Source organism: uncultured Dubosiella sp. (genome assembly GCF_964018005.1).
Classification (GTDB): Bacteria; Bacillota_I; Bacilli_A; order Erysipelotrichales; family Erysipelotrichaceae; genus Dubosiella; species Dubosiella muris.
The window spans coordinates 1-14,560 of sequence record NZ_CAXHOA010000013.1 but is presented as its reverse complement, the minus strand read 5'-3'; the positions used below and the strand labels follow the sequence as shown (position 1 = coordinate 14,560).

General features: G+C 45.1%; 19 protein-coding genes. 17 read left to right on the top strand and 2 right to left on the bottom strand.

Features of this window, described 5'->3' with window-relative positions:
* Nucleotides 1-13: 13 nt before the first annotated feature.
* The 13 genes from rpsK to ABNS49_RS09465 all read left to right on the top strand — a co-directional run bounded on the left by rpsK (nt 14) and on the right by ABNS49_RS09465 (nt 8,902).
* On the top strand, nt 14-403 hold the full coding sequence (rpsK, locus tag ABNS49_RS09525; protein WP_135981391.1) for a 30S ribosomal protein S11: 390 nt from the start codon (nt 14-16) through the stop codon (nt 401-403).
* A 25-nt stretch (nt 404-428) separates the two neighbouring features.
* Nucleotides 429-1,382 (top strand): DNA-directed RNA polymerase subunit alpha, encoded by a 954-nt coding sequence (locus ABNS49_RS09520; protein WP_135981255.1) that lies wholly within the window; start codon nt 429-431, stop codon nt 1,380-1,382.
* Nucleotides 1,383-1,400: 18 nt separating this feature from the next.
* Nucleotides 1,401-1,763 carry a 50S ribosomal protein L17 gene (rplQ, locus tag ABNS49_RS09515; RefSeq protein ID WP_135981256.1) on the top strand — a complete coding sequence of 121 codons (363 nt, stop codon included), beginning with the start codon at nt 1,401-1,403 and terminating at the stop codon, nt 1,761-1,763.
* Nucleotides 1,764-1,853: 90 nt separating this feature from the next.
* Nucleotides 1,854-2,387, top strand: a complete 534-nt coding sequence (locus tag ABNS49_RS09510) for a class I SAM-dependent methyltransferase (RefSeq protein ID WP_290138791.1) — start codon at nt 1,854-1,856, stop codon at nt 2,385-2,387.
* Nucleotides 2,384-2,809, top strand: coding sequence for a hypothetical protein (locus tag ABNS49_RS09505; protein WP_135981258.1), 426 nt, complete (start codon nt 2,384-2,386; stop codon nt 2,807-2,809). The genes ABNS49_RS09510 and ABNS49_RS09505 overlap by 4 nt, the downstream gene beginning before the upstream one ends.
* A gap of 90 nt (nt 2,810-2,899) precedes the next feature.
* Nucleotides 2,900-3,727 carry an energy-coupling factor transporter ATPase gene (locus tag ABNS49_RS09500; RefSeq protein WP_135981259.1) on the top strand — a complete coding sequence of 276 codons (828 nt, stop codon included), beginning with the start codon at nt 2,900-2,902 and terminating at the stop codon, nt 3,725-3,727.
* Entirely contained in the window at nt 3,703-4,563 is an 861-nt protein-coding gene (locus ABNS49_RS09495; RefSeq protein WP_135981260.1) for an energy-coupling factor transporter ATPase, read from the top strand. Before ABNS49_RS09500 ends, ABNS49_RS09495 begins: the two co-directional genes overlap by 25 nt.
* Nucleotides 4,556-5,362: an energy-coupling factor transporter transmembrane component T gene (locus ABNS49_RS09490; RefSeq protein ID WP_135981261.1), complete on the top strand. Its 807-nt coding sequence runs from the start codon at nt 4,556-4,558 to the stop codon at nt 5,360-5,362. The genes ABNS49_RS09495 and ABNS49_RS09490 overlap by 8 nt, the downstream gene beginning before the upstream one ends.
* A gap of 8 nt (nt 5,363-5,370) precedes the next feature.
* Nucleotides 5,371-6,099, top strand: a complete 729-nt coding sequence (truA, locus tag ABNS49_RS09485; protein WP_288342933.1) for a tRNA pseudouridine(38-40) synthase TruA — start codon at nt 5,371-5,373, stop codon at nt 6,097-6,099.
* Nucleotides 6,092-6,925 (top strand): histidinol-phosphatase, encoded by an 834-nt coding sequence (locus tag ABNS49_RS09480; RefSeq protein WP_288342935.1) that lies wholly within the window; start codon nt 6,092-6,094, stop codon nt 6,923-6,925. The genes truA and ABNS49_RS09480 overlap by 8 nt, the downstream gene beginning before the upstream one ends.
* 118 nt (nt 6,926-7,043) lie before the next feature.
* Nucleotides 7,044-7,481, top strand: a complete 438-nt coding sequence (rplM, locus tag ABNS49_RS09475) for a 50S ribosomal protein L13 (protein ID WP_135981263.1) — start codon at nt 7,044-7,046, stop codon at nt 7,479-7,481.
* A gap of 12 nt (nt 7,482-7,493) precedes the next feature.
* Nucleotides 7,494-7,901, top strand: a complete 408-nt coding sequence (gene rpsI / locus ABNS49_RS09470; protein ID WP_288342937.1) for a 30S ribosomal protein S9 — start codon at nt 7,494-7,496, stop codon at nt 7,899-7,901.
* A gap of 170 nt (nt 7,902-8,071) precedes the next feature.
* Complete coding sequence (locus ABNS49_RS09465; RefSeq protein ID WP_288342939.1) at nt 8,072-8,902, top strand: Cof-type HAD-IIB family hydrolase; 831 nt, start codon at nt 8,072-8,074, stop codon at nt 8,900-8,902.
* Between the two features lie 69 nt (nt 8,903-8,971).
* On the opposite strand, the gene ABNS49_RS09460 is transcribed toward ABNS49_RS09465, so the two are convergent.
* A complete protein-coding gene (locus tag ABNS49_RS09460; RefSeq protein ID WP_288342941.1) occupies nt 8,972-9,778 on the bottom strand; it encodes an SDR family oxidoreductase in 807 nt (268 codons plus the stop codon).
* Between the two features lie 114 nt (nt 9,779-9,892).
* On the opposite strand from ABNS49_RS09460, the gene ABNS49_RS09455 reads away from it, so the two are divergent.
* The 3 genes from ABNS49_RS09455 (at nt 9,893) to ABNS49_RS09445 (ending at nt 12,447) form a co-directional block, all read left to right on the top strand.
* The gene (locus ABNS49_RS09455; RefSeq protein ID WP_288342943.1) at nt 9,893-10,720 is read left to right on the top strand and encodes a glycerophosphodiester phosphodiesterase; all 828 of its coding nucleotides are present in this window, start codon (nt 9,893-9,895) and stop codon (nt 10,718-10,720) included.
* A gap of 261 nt (nt 10,721-10,981) precedes the next feature.
* Nucleotides 10,982-11,791, top strand: coding sequence for a Cof-type HAD-IIB family hydrolase (locus tag ABNS49_RS09450; protein ID WP_288342945.1), 810 nt, complete (start codon nt 10,982-10,984; stop codon nt 11,789-11,791).
* A gap of 14 nt (nt 11,792-11,805) precedes the next feature.
* Nucleotides 11,806-12,447, top strand: a complete 642-nt coding sequence (locus ABNS49_RS09445; protein WP_288342947.1) for an HAD hydrolase-like protein — start codon at nt 11,806-11,808, stop codon at nt 12,445-12,447.
* Between the two features lie 66 nt (nt 12,448-12,513).
* Here the strand turns inward: ABNS49_RS09445 and gdhA are convergent, their stop codons facing one another.
* Nucleotides 12,514-13,845 carry an NADP-specific glutamate dehydrogenase gene (gene gdhA, locus ABNS49_RS09440; RefSeq protein WP_289183861.1) on the bottom strand — a complete coding sequence of 444 codons (1,332 nt, stop codon included), beginning with the start codon at nt 13,843-13,845 and terminating at the stop codon, nt 12,514-12,516.
* A 184-nt stretch (nt 13,846-14,029) separates the two neighbouring features.
* On the opposite strand from gdhA, the gene rpiB reads away from it, so the two are divergent.
* Complete coding sequence (rpiB, locus tag ABNS49_RS09435; RefSeq protein ID WP_288342949.1) at nt 14,030-14,479, top strand: ribose 5-phosphate isomerase B; 450 nt, start codon at nt 14,030-14,032, stop codon at nt 14,477-14,479.
* Nucleotides 14,480-14,560: the final 81 nt, after the last annotated feature.

The window sequence follows — 14,560 nt, the reverse complement described above, 5'->3', positions numbered from 1 at the left end:
AGGAGAGTAGAACATGGCAAAAGTACAAAAAACAAGAAAACGTCGTGTCAAAAAGAATGTGGCCAGAGGATGCGCGCACATTCACTCGACTTTCAACAATACGATCGTAACGATCACGGATGAAGGCGGAAACGCGATTTCGTGGAGCTCGGCAGGAGCGCTCGGATTCAAAGGAAGCCGGAAGAGCACGCCGTACGCGGCGCAGATGGCGGCGGAAGCGGCAGGAAAAGCGGCGATGGATCACGGAATGAAGAGCGTCAGCGTAGAGGTAAAAGGACCTGGACCTGGACGGGAAGCGGCTGTACGGGCGCTGCAGGTAGCCGGACTGGAAATCACAATGATCAACGATGTGACGCCAATCCCTCACAATGGATGCCGTCCACCGAAACGACCTCGTGGATAATAGGACACTATAAGGAGGTGCCTAAATGACAAAGTATGAAATCCAAACAGTAGAAGAAAATCAAACATCAGGTAAATTTATTTTTACTCCTCTCGACAGTCAATTCGGAATCACACTGGGAAACGCATTGCGTCGGGTCATGCTGTCGGCAGTACCTGGAGGCGCGGTGTTCGCCATCCGAATCGACGGAGTATACCATGAGTTTACCGGAATCAAAGGAGTGAGCGAAGACGTTGCTTCCTTGATTCTGCGAATCAAACAGTTGATTTTAAAAATTGATATTCATGATAACGAGATCCATCCTTTACGGATCAATAAAGAAGGACCTTGCGTCGTTTACGCAAAAGACATCGAGTGTCCGGAAGGGGTGGAAGTACTGAATCCAGATTTGGAGATTTGCACTTTGTCACAAGGAGGCGTTCTTAATATGGAATTGTCCGCCCGTTTGGGCAGAGGGTATGTTGGAGCCGAAACCAACAAGCATATGTATCAAAACGACAATCAGCCGCTCGGTACCATTTATACCGACGCGCTGTATTCCCCGGTAAAACGGGTCGCCTATGTGAGCGAACCGCAAGTCAATGAAGAAGGTCAGGAATACGACAAACTGATCATGGAAATTGATACGGATGGAACTTTGAAGCCATCGGAAGCACTTTCTATTTCTTCAAAAATTCTTAGAGATCATCTGGCCATCTTGAAAAACCTGGATGAAGGCTTCATTGATGAAGCGGATGCGCAGGAACAGGAAAGCGATACGACGCCAAGCGCGATCCAGTCCAAGATGATCGAGGATCTGGAATTGTCTGTTCGTTCGTATAACTGCTTGAAAAGAGCGGGAATCACGACGGTTGAAGAGCTGATTCAGAAAACCGAAGATGAGATGATGCATGTGCGTAATCTTGGAAAGAAATCACTGAAGGAAGTCAAAGATAAGATTTATTCACTTGGCTTGTCTTTCAAATCCAGTAATGAATAAATAAGAGGAGGAACGACCATGCGTAATCGCAAATTGGGCCGTAAAGCAGATCACCGGAAAGCGTTGCTTCGCAATATGGCAACGTCGCTGATCCAATATGGTCAAATCGAAACAACAGAAATGAAAGCGAAAGAAGTAAGCTCAGTTGTCGACAGTCTGGTTACTCTTGCGAAAAGAGGAGACCTGCACGCGCGTCGTCAAGCTGCTGCATACGTTCGGAATATCGAAGTGGATGACAACGGAACGACCGCATTGCAGAAATTGTTCAATGAGATCGGGCCTGAATATGCAGACAGAGATGGCGGGTACACACGTGTAGTAAAAACCCGGATCCGTCGCGGGGACGCCGCTCCGATGGCAATCGTCGAATTTGTGAAGTAGTCTTTCTACTTCACTTTTTTTTAGGTTGATTTTATGAAGACACAACAGCAAAAACTATCACAATACGCGAAAGACAATCATGTACCGGTCATGATGGAAGATGGATTGGCCTTTCTTTTAGACCAAGTCCGTCAAGCGAAAGTGAAGAACTTTTTAGAAATAGGAACGGCCATTGGAAAAACGGCGATCGCCGTCGCATCGCTTGATCCCGAAATTCAAGTCGTGACCATCGAGAGAGATCCAAAAATGATTGAAGCGGCCAAAATCAACATCGCGGAAAGCGGACTTGCCTCGCAAATCACACTGATCGAAGGGGACGCGAATGAAGTCGCGCTGCCGGATTTTTTGGCAGATTGTATTTTTATTGATGCCGCAAAAGCTCAATATCAACGATTCTTTGCAAAGTACTCTCCCATTTTATCCCGAAATGGTATAATACTCTCAGATAATATGAATTTTCATGGCATGGTTGACCATCCCGAACGGACGAACAATCGAAACACGAAGCATCTCTTAAAAAAGATCAGGATGTACCGAGAGTTTTTGAAATCCCTCGAGGACTTTGAAACAACGTTCATGGACGTCGGAGACGGAGTTGCCGTGACAAGGAGGAAAAAACGATGAAATGGTTAAAATGGGTAGCCGCCATTGCTGGAATCGCAGCAGGCGCTGCCGGAATTGCGAAAGTGATTACCGACAAAAAAAACAAATCTTTGGACAATTACTTGCTTCCCGCCCCAACGGATGATGAAAGCGAGGAAATTCCCGCGCTAAAAGCGGATATTTTGTCCTGGGTCGGTCAGGATGAGAAAAGCTTTCCCGTCACTTTGACTTTTGCGGTACCGGATGCGAAAGTCGCCGACCGCTTTCAAGAAGAATTGGCACGGGATGGTTTGTCGTCTTCGTTCGATACCAACGCCAATGTTGTGGATGTGCTCTACAACGGGGAATCCACGATCGAAGGACTCACATTCCTGGCATCGGCGGTTATCAACGCGATGAAAACAACCGACGTGCAATATCAAGGATTTCATTTTACAAAATAGAGAATGATCACCGATCATTCTTTTTTTACGATTTCCAAGGATATTTTAAAGTTTTCATGTATAATATACCCGTTTACGAGGAGGTGTTTTATGGACGCGGTAAACGTAAAAGATTTGACATTTTCCTATGATGGAGAAAAAGAAACCATTCAAAATATTTCATTTTCCATTCCCAAAGGAAGTTATACAACCATTATTGGACAAAACGGTTCCGGGAAAAGCACGATCGCGAAACTATTGATTGGGCTTTTAGAAGCGAAATCCGGCACGATTTCTATTTTCGATCAACCTTTAACCGAATCCACCGTATACGATATTCGAAGTCACATTGGCATCGTGTTCCAAAATCCAGACAACCAGTTTATCGGCTCGACCGTCGCCGACGACATTGCGTTCGGACTGGAAAACCATTGCGTTCCCCAGGAGCAAATGCAGGAAATCATTGAAGCATCCGCCGCGAAAGTCGGAATGTCGGACTATTTGGATACGGAACCAACAAAGCTTTCAGGCGGACAAAAACAACGAGTCGCCATCGCGGGAATTTTGGCCATTGAGCCGGAAATCATTATTTTTGACGAATCGACCAGCATGCTCGACCCGCAAGGAAAGAAAAGCATCAACGAGCAAATCAAGCGGCTCCACGAAGAAAAAAACGTGACAATCATTTCGATTACGCACGACATGGAGGAAGTCGCGCAAAGCGAAAACGTGATTGTTCTCAAAGACGGCCACGTCGAAATGACCGGAAAGCCCATGGAAGTCTTTTCGCAAGAGCAGCGCTTAAAAGAAATGAAGCTGGATATTCCATTTGCGCTGAAATTTTCAAATGCCCTAAAACAAGAAGGAATTCTGAAAGAGGGGATTTGCACGCTGGAAGGAGTGGTCGATAAACTATGCCAATTAAAACAAACGAATTGACGCATATCTATAATCCGGGAACCCCTTTTGAGCATTTGGCGCTCAATGGCATCACCGTTGAAATTCCAAAAGGAAAAGTGACAGCCATCATCGGACAGACCGGTTCCGGAAAAAGCACATTCGTCCAGCATTTGAACGCCCTGCTGCTGCCAACGAGCGGCCGCGTCGAAGTGGACGATTATCACATCGAAGCGGGAACGAAGTTGAAAGACGTCAAAAATTTACGAAAAAAAGTCGGGCTCGTATTCCAGTTTCCTGAATATCAGCTTTTTGAGGAAACCATTGGAAAAGACATCGCGTTTGGTCCGAAAAATTTCGGCATCGCGGAAGACAAGGCGCTGGAACTCGCAAAACAAATTTTGCCGGTTGTCGGCCTGGACGCGTCGTATATGGAGCGCTCCCCCTTTGATTTATCGGGCGGACAAAAGCGAAGAGTGGCGATAGGCGGTATTTTAGTGCTGGATCCGGATCTTCTTGTGCTTGACGAGCCAACGGCCGGATTGGATCCGCAAGGTGCCAATGAGATGATGGCTTTGTTTATGCGGCTCAACAAAGAGAAAGGGAAAACGGTTTTGCTGGTTTCCCACGATATGGAGCACGTTAAGAACTATTGCGACCATGTGATCGTGTTTGAGCAAGGAAAAGTAAAAATCGAAAGCGACGTAAAAGAGTTTTTTCAGCACCCCGAATGGATGGAAAACATTGGAATCAATCCACCCGCGCTGATTCGACTGAAAAAGCAGCTCATCGAAAAAGGCTTCACAATCCCGGCGGATGTGCTGGAAATGGAGGACTTGGTCCAATGTGTGAAAGAGCAGGTGAAATCAGATGAATAATATCGCGCTTGGCCGCTATTTGCCTTTGGACTCCATCGTCAATCGAATGGATCCACGCGCCAAAATCATGATCATGCTGTTTTTGATGATTGCGATTTTTATACCCGCCGGAATTTGGGGATATCTTCTCATTGCCGCCTTTATCGCGGTCGCTTTGGTGTTATCCAAGCTGAGTCTGGGCTTTGCGCTGCGCTCCATCAAACCGATGCTGTTTATGATGGTTTTTTTGCTTGTGATCAATGTTTTCGTGATCAAAACCGGAACCGCCTGGATCCAGCTCGGATGGTTTTCCGTTTATTCGGATGCGATTTACCAGACGCTGTACATCGTTGTCCGGCTGATGATGATGATCATTATAACGACGATTTTGACGGCGACGACCAAGCCGCTGGACTTAACGCTTGGAATTGAAAAACTGCTGCATCCTTTTGAAAAGATCGGCTTGCCAGCGCACATCATCGCGATGATGATCAGCATCGCGCTTCGCTTCATTCCGACTTTGATTGAGGAAACGCAGCGGATTATGAACGCACAGGCATCCCGTGGTGTCGACTTGGAAAATGGTACGATGAAAGAAAAAGTGATGGCCGTTCTCGCGCTCATCGTTCCGCTCTTTGTTTCCGCGTTTGACCGCGCCGATCAGCTAGCCAACGCCATGGAAGCGAGAGGCTACGATCCCCAGCGCCAGCGGACGCGGTACAAGCTGTTGAAAATGGGTGGAATTGACTATGCCGGCATGTTGATCTCGGCCTTGATTATGGCTGCCTGCATCGCGATTTCAGTTTCAGGACTTGCATAATGATGTTGATGAAAGCGAAAATCGCCTACGATGGATCCAACTATGCTGGCTGGCAAAAACAAATCAACGCGCTCGGCATTCAAGAAGTATTCGAAAAGGCGCTCGAAAAAATTCACCATCAGCCTACGGAAGTCGTTGCCAGCGGCCGGACGGATGCCAAAGTCCACGCCATGGGACAGGTTGTTCATTTCGAGGCCCGGTCCGGCATAACTTGCCAGCAATACCAAAAAGCGCTGAACGGAATCCTGCCGCGCGATATTCGCGTTTTGGCTTGCGAGGAAGCCAAAGAAGGGTTCCACGCCCGGTTTAGCGCGACCGGGAAACGCTATCGCTACATTTGCACCACGAATCAAAACGATCCCTTTTGTTTTCCCTACAAAAGCATTGTGTATGAGACGCTGGATATCAAACAAATGCGCGAGGCGTCTCGATATTTGATTGGTTCCCATGATTTTACGAGTTTTTCCTCGCACAAAATCGACCCAAGAAAGCCGAGGGTAAAAACGATTGCTTCTATAGAAATCAACGCGCATGGGGACGACATCGAATTTGAGTTTATTGGTTCGGGCTTTTTGCGCTATCAAGTGCGCATGATGGTTGGCGCGCTCATGGCTGTCGGACGTCATAAACAGGAGCCAAAGGCTCTAAAACGGATGCTGGAGGCGAAAGATAAGCATGCGTGTCCTTATAACGCGCCCCCGCAAGGATTGTATTTAATGGAGGTCTATTATGGATGATGAAAACTTGTTCCGCACCAATTATCATACACATACGTTTCGCTGCCATCATGCGGTTGGATCGGATGAGGAGTATGTGTTGGAGGCCATCGCGAACGGGTACAAAGTTCTCGGATTTTCCGATCACGCATGCTGGGAGTACAATTCGAATTTTAGGTCCGGGATTCGAATGGATGTCAGCGAGTTTGACGAATACAAAAAGAGCGTCCTTGCCTTGAAGGAGAAATATAAAGACAAAATCACGATTTTGCTTGGAATGGAAGCGGAATATTATCCGATGTATCAAGAGTGGCTGCTGGAGTTTTGCGTGGAGCAGGAAATCGACTATTTGATTTTAGGCAACCATTATTATTTAAGCGACGAATATGGAATTTATTTCGGGCATATGCCTCCGCGGTATTTGAATGCGTATTTTGATATGTGTATTGAAGGGCTGCGCACGGGAATGTACGCCTATTTAGCCCATCCAGAACTCATCATGCGCAACGAGTATATGGAATGGTACGACGTAGTCGAGGAAGGATTCCAAAAAATATGTCTGGAATGCGCCCGCCTTCATATACCGCTTGAATACAATGTGCTCGGAATGCAGGCCAATCGAAAAAGCGGCGTCGAACAATATCCGCATCATAAATTTTGGGAAATGGCGGCCTCGTTTGGCTGTCAGGCCATTGTCGGGATGGACGCCCATGATCCAAAGGATCTCAATGCCTCGCTTTATGAGGAGGCGATCGCGTACCTGGAGTCGCTAGGAATCGAGATCGTAAAAACGATTGAGCCGGTCAACTATGAGTATTTGCAGGACTTACAGTGGATTGATGAATAAAATTCGCTTGGAATGGGCTTTTTACATTGACAAATAGCCCTGTTTTGGTATTATTTAACTTGGCTACACTCTGGCCGATTGAGCCCCGGTAACGCTCAAATCACAGGAGGAAAACACAATGCGTCAAACAACAATGGCAAAGCCAGCTGAAGTGAAACGTACATGGTATGTTGTTGATGGAGAAGGTCAAACCTTGGGTCGTCTGGCAACAACATGTGCGCATGTATTAAGAGGAAAACACAAACCAACCTATACCCCAAACGTGGATTGTGGAGATTGCGTCATCGTGATCAATGCGGATAAAGTCAATATGACCGGTAACAAATTGGAAACGGAAAAATACTACAATCATTCTGGATATTTTGGAGGACTGCGTACGCGGACCGCGAAAGAAATGAAGCAGAAATATCCAGTGGAATGGGTAGAGCACGCAATTCAAGGGATGTTGCCTCACACGAAGCTAGGCGACAAAATGCGTGGACATTTGTTCGTGTACACAGGAAGCGAACATCCACATGCAGCTCAGCAGCCTGTTGAGCTGAAGGTGAAAGGATAGGAGGAATAGAAAATGGCAGTGAAAAAGTCAAATCTCGTTCAATATCATGGTGTTGGACGTCGTAAACAATCTGTTGCTCGTGTCTTTTTGCGTCCGGGAACGGGAAAAATCGAAGTAAACGGAAAAACATTGGAACAGTATGTACCTTCCGGAATTCTCCAGCAAGTCGTAAAATCCCCATTGGAACTTACGAACACATTGGATCAATTCGATGTATTGATCAATGTAAAAGGCGGCGGATTCACAGGACAGGCCGGCGCGATGCGTCATGGAATTACGCGTGCGCTCATTGAAGCGAGCGAAGACTATCGTCCAGCTTTGAAAGCCGCAGGTTTCGTTACACGTGACCCACGTGCGAAAGAACGTAAAAAATACGGTCTCAAAGCAGCTCGTCGCAGACCTCAATACTCAAAACGTTAATTTCGTTTATCACGCAAGACCACATTTGTGGTCTTTTTTTCATTGAAAAGAAATCATCATATTTGGAAAAAGAAGCTTGAAAATTTGTTTTCTTTCTTCGAATGGATATTGATTTTGTTAAAAAGAGTTTTTATGATGGTTTTAGTTTGAACAGGAAACGGGGGATAAAAGTGAAAAAAGACTTTAAAGTGTTTGTGGCGGATATTGACGGGACGTTGGCGGCAAAAGGCGAAATGCTGATGCCGCATACGAAAGCGGCGCTGGAGAAGCTGCATGAGCAAGGCGTGCTGATTGGCGTGGCGACAGGAAGACCGCTAGATTCAAGGGTTCTTGCCAAACCGGGAGAATGGGAGCTCTCTTTTGATTTTGATTTCGCGATTGGCATGAATGGCGGCGATCTTTGGGAAAAGGGAAATGACGAGATCGAGCATTTTTACTTGCTGGAGCGGACCGTGGTGAAAGAAATTTTAGAAATGCTCAGCGAGTTTGACATCAACGCCATTGTCTACGAAAAAGGATATGATCAAATCGCCTGCCTGCGGATGGATCCATTTATGGTTGAGTCGCAAGCGCGAAACCGTTCCATCGTAGAAGTTGGCGACATTGAGCGGTTAAGCCGATATGATACCGGAAAAATCGAGGTGCATTGCTCCGGGAAAGAAAAAGAACGAATCCTCGCTAAAATAGCGAAGCATCAATCCGGGAAATGGGCTGTCATGCAGACGTTCGCGATCGAGGACACGTTTACGATCGAATTTTTAGATCCTCGAATCAACAAAGGCATGGGGCTGGAAAAGTTCGCGCAAAGAAACCAAATTCCACTTGAGGAGATCATCGCGTTTGGCGATATGGAAAACGACATTCCGCTGCTGGAAAAAGCGGGCTGGGGTGTTTGTCTGGCCAACGGCTCTTCGCAAACGAAAGAAAAAGCGGACGCGGTCACGGACTATACGGTGGATGAAGATGGCTTAGGACGATATTTGGAAGAGCATATTTTGTAAAAAGCGTCTTGGAAAGAAAAAAAGAAGGCGCTTTATACTCGCCTTCTCAGGGAAATTGAAGAACCGGATTTACTTTTCGTAAACTTCGTTTGCCAGTTCCTTTTTAAACGCTTCAACGCCTTGCGAACGATATTTCGAAATCAAGGTGTTGGCTACGTCGCCAATGATATACTCCAGCTGGTCGCTGTCTGATGTAGCAGCTTCATAAGCCACTTGCGCCACTTCTTTTGCTTCCGGAAGACTGTTGAAGTCAGGAATCAAAATCTTGGAAAGATTTTTGGATGGCTTCAAATTGTGCGCGGAATTAAAAGAGCTAATGAAAGTCTGCATTTTAAAATTCGTGTTGATCGGACCTGGAATCAGGATTTTCACACGGATTCCATAAGGGAGTAATTCGTAATACAAAGATTCGCAAAGGCCGATCAAGGCGTGTTTCGCAGCGGCGTAAACCGAATCGTAAGGGAAGGAAATCACACCCGACATAGATGCGGTCGTCATCAGGACACCGCTTTTTTTCGTTTTAAAATACGGAATAAACGCTTTCATTATTTCAGCCGGACCCATGAAGTCTGTTTCAAAGACTTGCCGGATGCTTTCTTCCGGGGTCGCATCAAGGCATCCTTTTACGCCGATGCCCGCGTTGTTGAACAAAACATCCAACCCGCCTTGAGAAATCACTTCGCTGGCGACGGTTTCAATGTCTTCTTTGTTTGTCACGTCAAGTTTCATAACTGTTACATGATCCATTTCGGCAAAGGTTTTGTCGTTTTTTGGCTCTCGCATCGTCGCGATGACGTTCCAGCCTTTGGCTGCAAACAATTTTGCGGTTTCTTTTCCAATTCCGGAGCCTGCTCCGGTAATCAAGATTGTTTTCATAGTTTTCTGCCTTTCCATGGTAACCACTTTTATTGTTGTTGAACAAGAATTAAATGTCAAATTTCTTAATCACAATCCGTTTTCATATGTAGGAAAACCGTATACAATAAATGCATGATGTATTTTAGAAAATTTTTTGTGCTGATGCTTGCCATCATAAGCGCATGCTTTATTTTTGGTTTTCAGGTTATTTCTGTTGAACAAGCTAAGGATATAAAAGAAAAATCATACGCCCGTCCCGCCATTCGTGTAATTGCGCACCGGGGAGCCTCCGCGGCCATGACAGAGCATACATTTCAATCGTATGAGGAAGCAATTCGTGAAGGCTGCCGGCAAATTGAATTGGATGTCTATCAGTCCAAGGACGGAACGTTGTATGTTTCGCATGATCCTTCCACGTTGAGGTTGACCGGGAAAGATTATATCATTAACGATACAAATGATGAAGTGCTTTCTTCTTTAACCGTGGAAAATGGGGAAACTTTACATACTGTTCAGGAATTTTTCAATCATTTTGGGAACAAAGTGTTATATTTGATTGAATTGAAAGAAGGGACGCCGGCACTTGATAACCTTCAGAAACTCCTGGAAAAAAATCCAAGGCTGCTTTCGAATATTACTGTGCAGACGTGGGATGTACAAAGTCTGATTGCGCTGGAGTCGCGCTACCCGGAAATGTTTAAACAGCTATTGATGTCGACTGAACAAGATATCGAAAGTTATGTAAAGTGTAGCTGGATCGACTCTTTCGCGGTGGCGTTTCCGCATATTCGAAAAGAAGATGTGGAACTTGCGCACAGCTACGGGAAACAGTATTGGGGATGGACGATCAACGAAGAAGCGGATATGCAAAAATGTGAAGAGCTTGGTGTGGATGGTGTGATTTCCGATAAGCCTGATCTCGCTTTGCAAATTATGGAAATCAATAAACAACCTGGGTAAAAATTGGTTCAACCAATAATTTACCAAAGGAAAATATGGAAAAAAATGTGTTTTTTTGACCCGATTTCGTTGACATTGCTACTTTACCTTGGTATATTAAAGGTGGAAATAGAAAACATAACTTTTAGGGAGAGTTAAGGTTGCTGTTTCTTGGGGATTAGTTATTTCAGAGTTAAGTGGCTGAAAGACAGAAAGTTTTGAAAGGAAGTATAGAGGACGGTCCGGGAATACCGTCCTCCCTTTTTTTTAGGAGGAAATCAGATGAAATTGATTGCGAGTGATTTAGATGAAACTTTGTTGAGCACCGATCGGACTGTCAGTGAAGAAAACCGGGAGGCGATTCGCAGAGCGCGCGCCCAGGGAAATAAATTCGTTTGCGCGACGGGCCGGGGGTATGAGAGTATTCAGGGGACACTTGAGGAAATCGGGATGAAAGATGCAGCCAATGAATACACGATTTCATTCAATGGCGGCGCCATTACGGAAAACGCAGGCAACCGCCTGATTCATTTTGAAGGTTTGCCGTTCGAACAGGCGGAAACGATATTTCAACGGGGTTTGAAGTATGATGTGTGCATTCATGTGTATACATTGGACACCGTATGGATTTATCGCATTTTTGATGGAGAACGCCAATATTTGGCCGGGCGAATGGCATTTCGTGAATTTGATGCGGAAAATTTAGATTTTTTAAAGGAAGAGCCGCTTGTGAAGGTTCTTTATGTCCATACGAATCGGGACTATTTGAACCGGATCGAAGCAGAGCTTGCTGATATTACCGGCGATTTGGATGTTTCTTATTCGTCGAACCGGTATTTGGAATTCAACAAGAAAGGCGTCAACAAAGGAAACGCTTTGAAGTTCCTGGGGGATTATTTGGGCATTCCGCATGAAAACCAAATTGCGGTTGGCGATAATTTCAATGATTTGTCTATGATCGAGGCAGCCGGACTTGGGGTCGGAGTACAAAATACGGTACAATCAATGAAAGGGAAATGTGATGTGATTTTAAAAAGCACGAACGACGAGGGCGCAATCGCTGAATTAATCGACCGGTTTGTGCTTTCATAGAATCGAGGAGAAATATGGTATTGATTTTTGATTTGGACGGTACATTGACGGACTCAAAGGAAGGAATTACGAAATGTGTTCAGTATACTTTGAAACATTTTGGCATCGAGGCCGATTGTGAAGACTTGCTTCCTTTTATCGGTCCTCCGCTGATTGACTCTTTTATGAAGTTTTACGGGATGGATGAGGGGCAGGCGAAAATTGCTGTCCAAAAATATCGCGAGCGGTTTTCAACGGTAGGTAAGTACGAAAATAAAGTATATGACGGGATACCGGAATTGTTGGCTCAATTAAAGCATGAGGGAATCCAATTAGCGGTAGGCAGCTCCAAGCCGGAAGTGTTTGTCAAAGACATTTTGGATCATTTTGATTTAGCGAAATACTTCGATGTGATCGTTGGGAGTTGTTTAGATGGCTCAATGGTGGACAAGGAAGACATCATTCGGGAAGTGTGGCGCCGTATAGGGGGTAAGGAAGAAACGATTATGATTGGCGATCGAATTTTTGATGTCGAGGGGGCGAAAAAAGCGGGTGTTCCCTGCGTGGCCGTCACATATGGGTTTGGATCGGAAAGTGAGCTGGCGTCTGCCGATTTTCAAGCGGATAGTGTAAATTCCTTGGAGGAAGTATTGTTTAAAACAAGAGAAGTGTTGTAGAGCTTCTCTTTTTTAGTGAAAAGAAAAAAGCTGCGGCTTGATTACCACAGCTTTCAACTGGAAAGATTAAACGCAGCCTTGCGCTTTCATTGCTTCAGCAACTTTTAAGTAGCTTGCGATGTTGGCGCCAACGACATATTGATCAGGGTGACCATATTCCGCCGCTGTATCCCGGCACGTTTCAAAAATATTGACCATAATGTCTTTGAGTTTTCTGTCGACATCCTCAAAAGACCAGGAGAGATGTTCTGCGTTTTGGCTCATCTCTAAACCGGAGCATGCGACGCCGCCCGCGTTGCTTGCTTTTCCAGGCGCGTACAACACGTTATTTTCAAGCAGATAATGGATCGCATCTGGTGTAGTCGGCATGTTGGCGCCTTCACAAACGGCAAACACTCCGTTTTTAACGAGTTCTTTGGCTTCGTCAAGGTTCAATTCATTTTGCGTGGCACATGGCAAAGCGATATCGCAAGGAATCGACCATGAGCGAGCCCCTTCCGTATACGTGGCCTGCGGATGAAGTTCCAGGTATTCTTTGATGCGTCCGCGACGAATTTCTTTAATGTCTTTGACAGTTGAGAGGTCAATGCCGTCTGGATCATAAATGAATCCGTTGGAATCGGACATTGTAACGACTTTGGCGCCGAGTTCCTGCGCTTTTTGGCAAGCGTAAATCGCTACGTTTCCACTTCCGGAAATCACAACAGTTTTATTTTCGAAATTCATTCCTTTGTCTTTCAACATAGCTTCGGTAAAGTAGCAAAGACCATAGCCCGTTGCCTCTGTGCGGACCAAAGATCCGCCATAGGATAATCCTTTTCCTGTCAGAACGCCGGTGAACTCATCACGGATGCGTTTATACTGACCGAATAAGTAGCCAATCTCGCGGGCACCAACACCGATATCACCGGCTGGGACATCTGTGTTTGCGCCAATATGACGGAATAATTCAGTCATAAAAGACTGGCAGAAGCGCATAACTTCTCCGTCGCTTTTTCCTTTTGGATCAAAGTCGGAGCCGCCCTTTCCACCGCCCATAGGCAAGGTTGTCAAAGCGTTTTTGAAGATTTGTTCAAACCCTAAAAATTTAATGATACTTACATTGACAGATGGATGGAATCGCAAACCACCTTTATAAGGGCCTATAGCGCTGTTGAATTGGATTCGGAAGCCACGGTTCACTTGAGTTTTTCCTTGATCATCAACCCAAGGGACCCGGAAAATAATTTGGCGTTCCGGTTCAACAAGACGAGAAAGGACATCATCGGATAGTTTTTCAGGATGGACTTCCGCGATTACATTTAATGATTCAAAGACTTCTTCAACGGCTTGAAGAAATTCCGCATCATTAGCGTTTCTTTGTTTGACAGTTTGATATAAAACTTTTAAGTCAGTCATATTCTCCTCCTAAAATTTACTTTCCTAGTATAGCACAAAAGAAAAGATTTTCATCAACAAAAGAAAATTGTTTCATTTAGAGTGCGAAGTGAAAACCATTTACATTTGATTATTGGGGAAAAGGCGAGGTAATCATAAAGAATAAGTGATATACTGAATAAGAAATGACGAGGAGGAGTGCAAGATGAAAATAGCAATAGCGTGCGATCATGGAGCTGTTGATTATAAATTGGATTTGATTTCCATGCTGGTTGAGCAAGGTCATGAAGTGATTGACTGTGGCTGTGATGGAAAGGCAAGTGTTGATTATCCGGATTATGCTTATCAATGTGCGAAGCTTGTTCAGCAAGGTGAAGTAGAAAAAGGAATTGTCATGTGCGGAACAGGAATCGGAATGTCGATTTGCGCAAACAAGGTAAAAGGAATTCGCTGTGGATTGTGCTTTGACACGACAATGGCCCGGTTGACCCGGGAGCATAACGATGCCAATATGCTGGCGGTTGGACAGCGCACAACCGGAATCGAAGTCGTGAAGGATATTGTAAACACATTTTTAACGACACCATTTTCCGATGGTGAACGGCATATTAAGCGAATCGAGAAAATCGCGGCGATTGAAGAAATGGAGGAGTAATCCTCCTTTTTCTGTCCTTTAAAAATATTAAAAAATATCTAATATTTTAGTTGACAGATAATAAAAAAAGGAATAGAATAA

What these genes read in the sequence shown, in the direction of transcription:
- rplM (WP_135981263.1), top strand. Translation starts at nt 7,044, where the DNA reads ATGCGTCAAACAACAATGGCAAAGCCAGCTGAAGTGAAACGTACATGG.
- ABNS49_RS09520 (WP_135981255.1), top strand. Translation starts at nt 429, where the DNA reads ATGACAAAGTATGAAATCCAAACAGTAGAAGAAAATCAAACATCAGGT.
- truA (WP_288342933.1), top strand. Translation starts at nt 5,371, where the DNA reads ATGAAAGCGAAAATCGCCTACGATGGATCCAACTATGCTGGCTGGCAA.
- ABNS49_RS09450 (WP_288342945.1), top strand. Translation starts at nt 10,982, where the DNA reads ATGAAATTGATTGCGAGTGATTTAGATGAAACTTTGTTGAGCACCGAT.
- ABNS49_RS09480 (WP_288342935.1), top strand. Translation starts at nt 6,092, where the DNA reads ATGGATGATGAAAACTTGTTCCGCACCAATTATCATACACATACGTTT.
- rpiB (WP_288342949.1), top strand. Translation starts at nt 14,030, where the DNA reads ATGAAAATAGCAATAGCGTGCGATCATGGAGCTGTTGATTATAAATTG.
- rpsK (WP_135981391.1), top strand. Translation starts at nt 14, where the DNA reads ATGGCAAAAGTACAAAAAACAAGAAAACGTCGTGTCAAAAAGAATGTG.
- ABNS49_RS09490 (WP_135981261.1), top strand. Translation starts at nt 4,556, where the DNA reads ATGAATAATATCGCGCTTGGCCGCTATTTGCCTTTGGACTCCATCGTC.
- rpsI (WP_288342937.1), top strand. Translation starts at nt 7,494, where the DNA reads ATGGCAGTGAAAAAGTCAAATCTCGTTCAATATCATGGTGTTGGACGT.
- ABNS49_RS09460 (WP_288342941.1), bottom strand. Translation starts at nt 9,778, where the DNA reads ATGAAAACAATCTTGATTACCGGAGCAGGCTCCGGAATTGGAAAAGAA.
- ABNS49_RS09495 (WP_135981260.1), top strand. Translation starts at nt 3,703, where the DNA reads ATGCCAATTAAAACAAACGAATTGACGCATATCTATAATCCGGGAACC.
- ABNS49_RS09455 (WP_288342943.1), top strand. Translation starts at nt 9,893, where the DNA reads ATGATGTATTTTAGAAAATTTTTTGTGCTGATGCTTGCCATCATAAGC.
- ABNS49_RS09505 (WP_135981258.1), top strand. Translation starts at nt 2,384, where the DNA reads ATGAAATGGTTAAAATGGGTAGCCGCCATTGCTGGAATCGCAGCAGGC.
- ABNS49_RS09510 (WP_290138791.1), top strand. Translation starts at nt 1,854, where the DNA reads ATGATGGAAGATGGATTGGCCTTTCTTTTAGACCAAGTCCGTCAAGCG.
- ABNS49_RS09500 (WP_135981259.1), top strand. Translation starts at nt 2,900, where the DNA reads ATGGACGCGGTAAACGTAAAAGATTTGACATTTTCCTATGATGGAGAA.
- ABNS49_RS09445 (WP_288342947.1), top strand. Translation starts at nt 11,806, where the DNA reads ATGGTATTGATTTTTGATTTGGACGGTACATTGACGGACTCAAAGGAA.
- gdhA (WP_289183861.1), bottom strand. Translation starts at nt 13,845, where the DNA reads ATGACTGACTTAAAAGTTTTATATCAAACTGTCAAACAAAGAAACGCT.
- rplQ (WP_135981256.1), top strand. Translation starts at nt 1,401, where the DNA reads ATGCGTAATCGCAAATTGGGCCGTAAAGCAGATCACCGGAAAGCGTTG.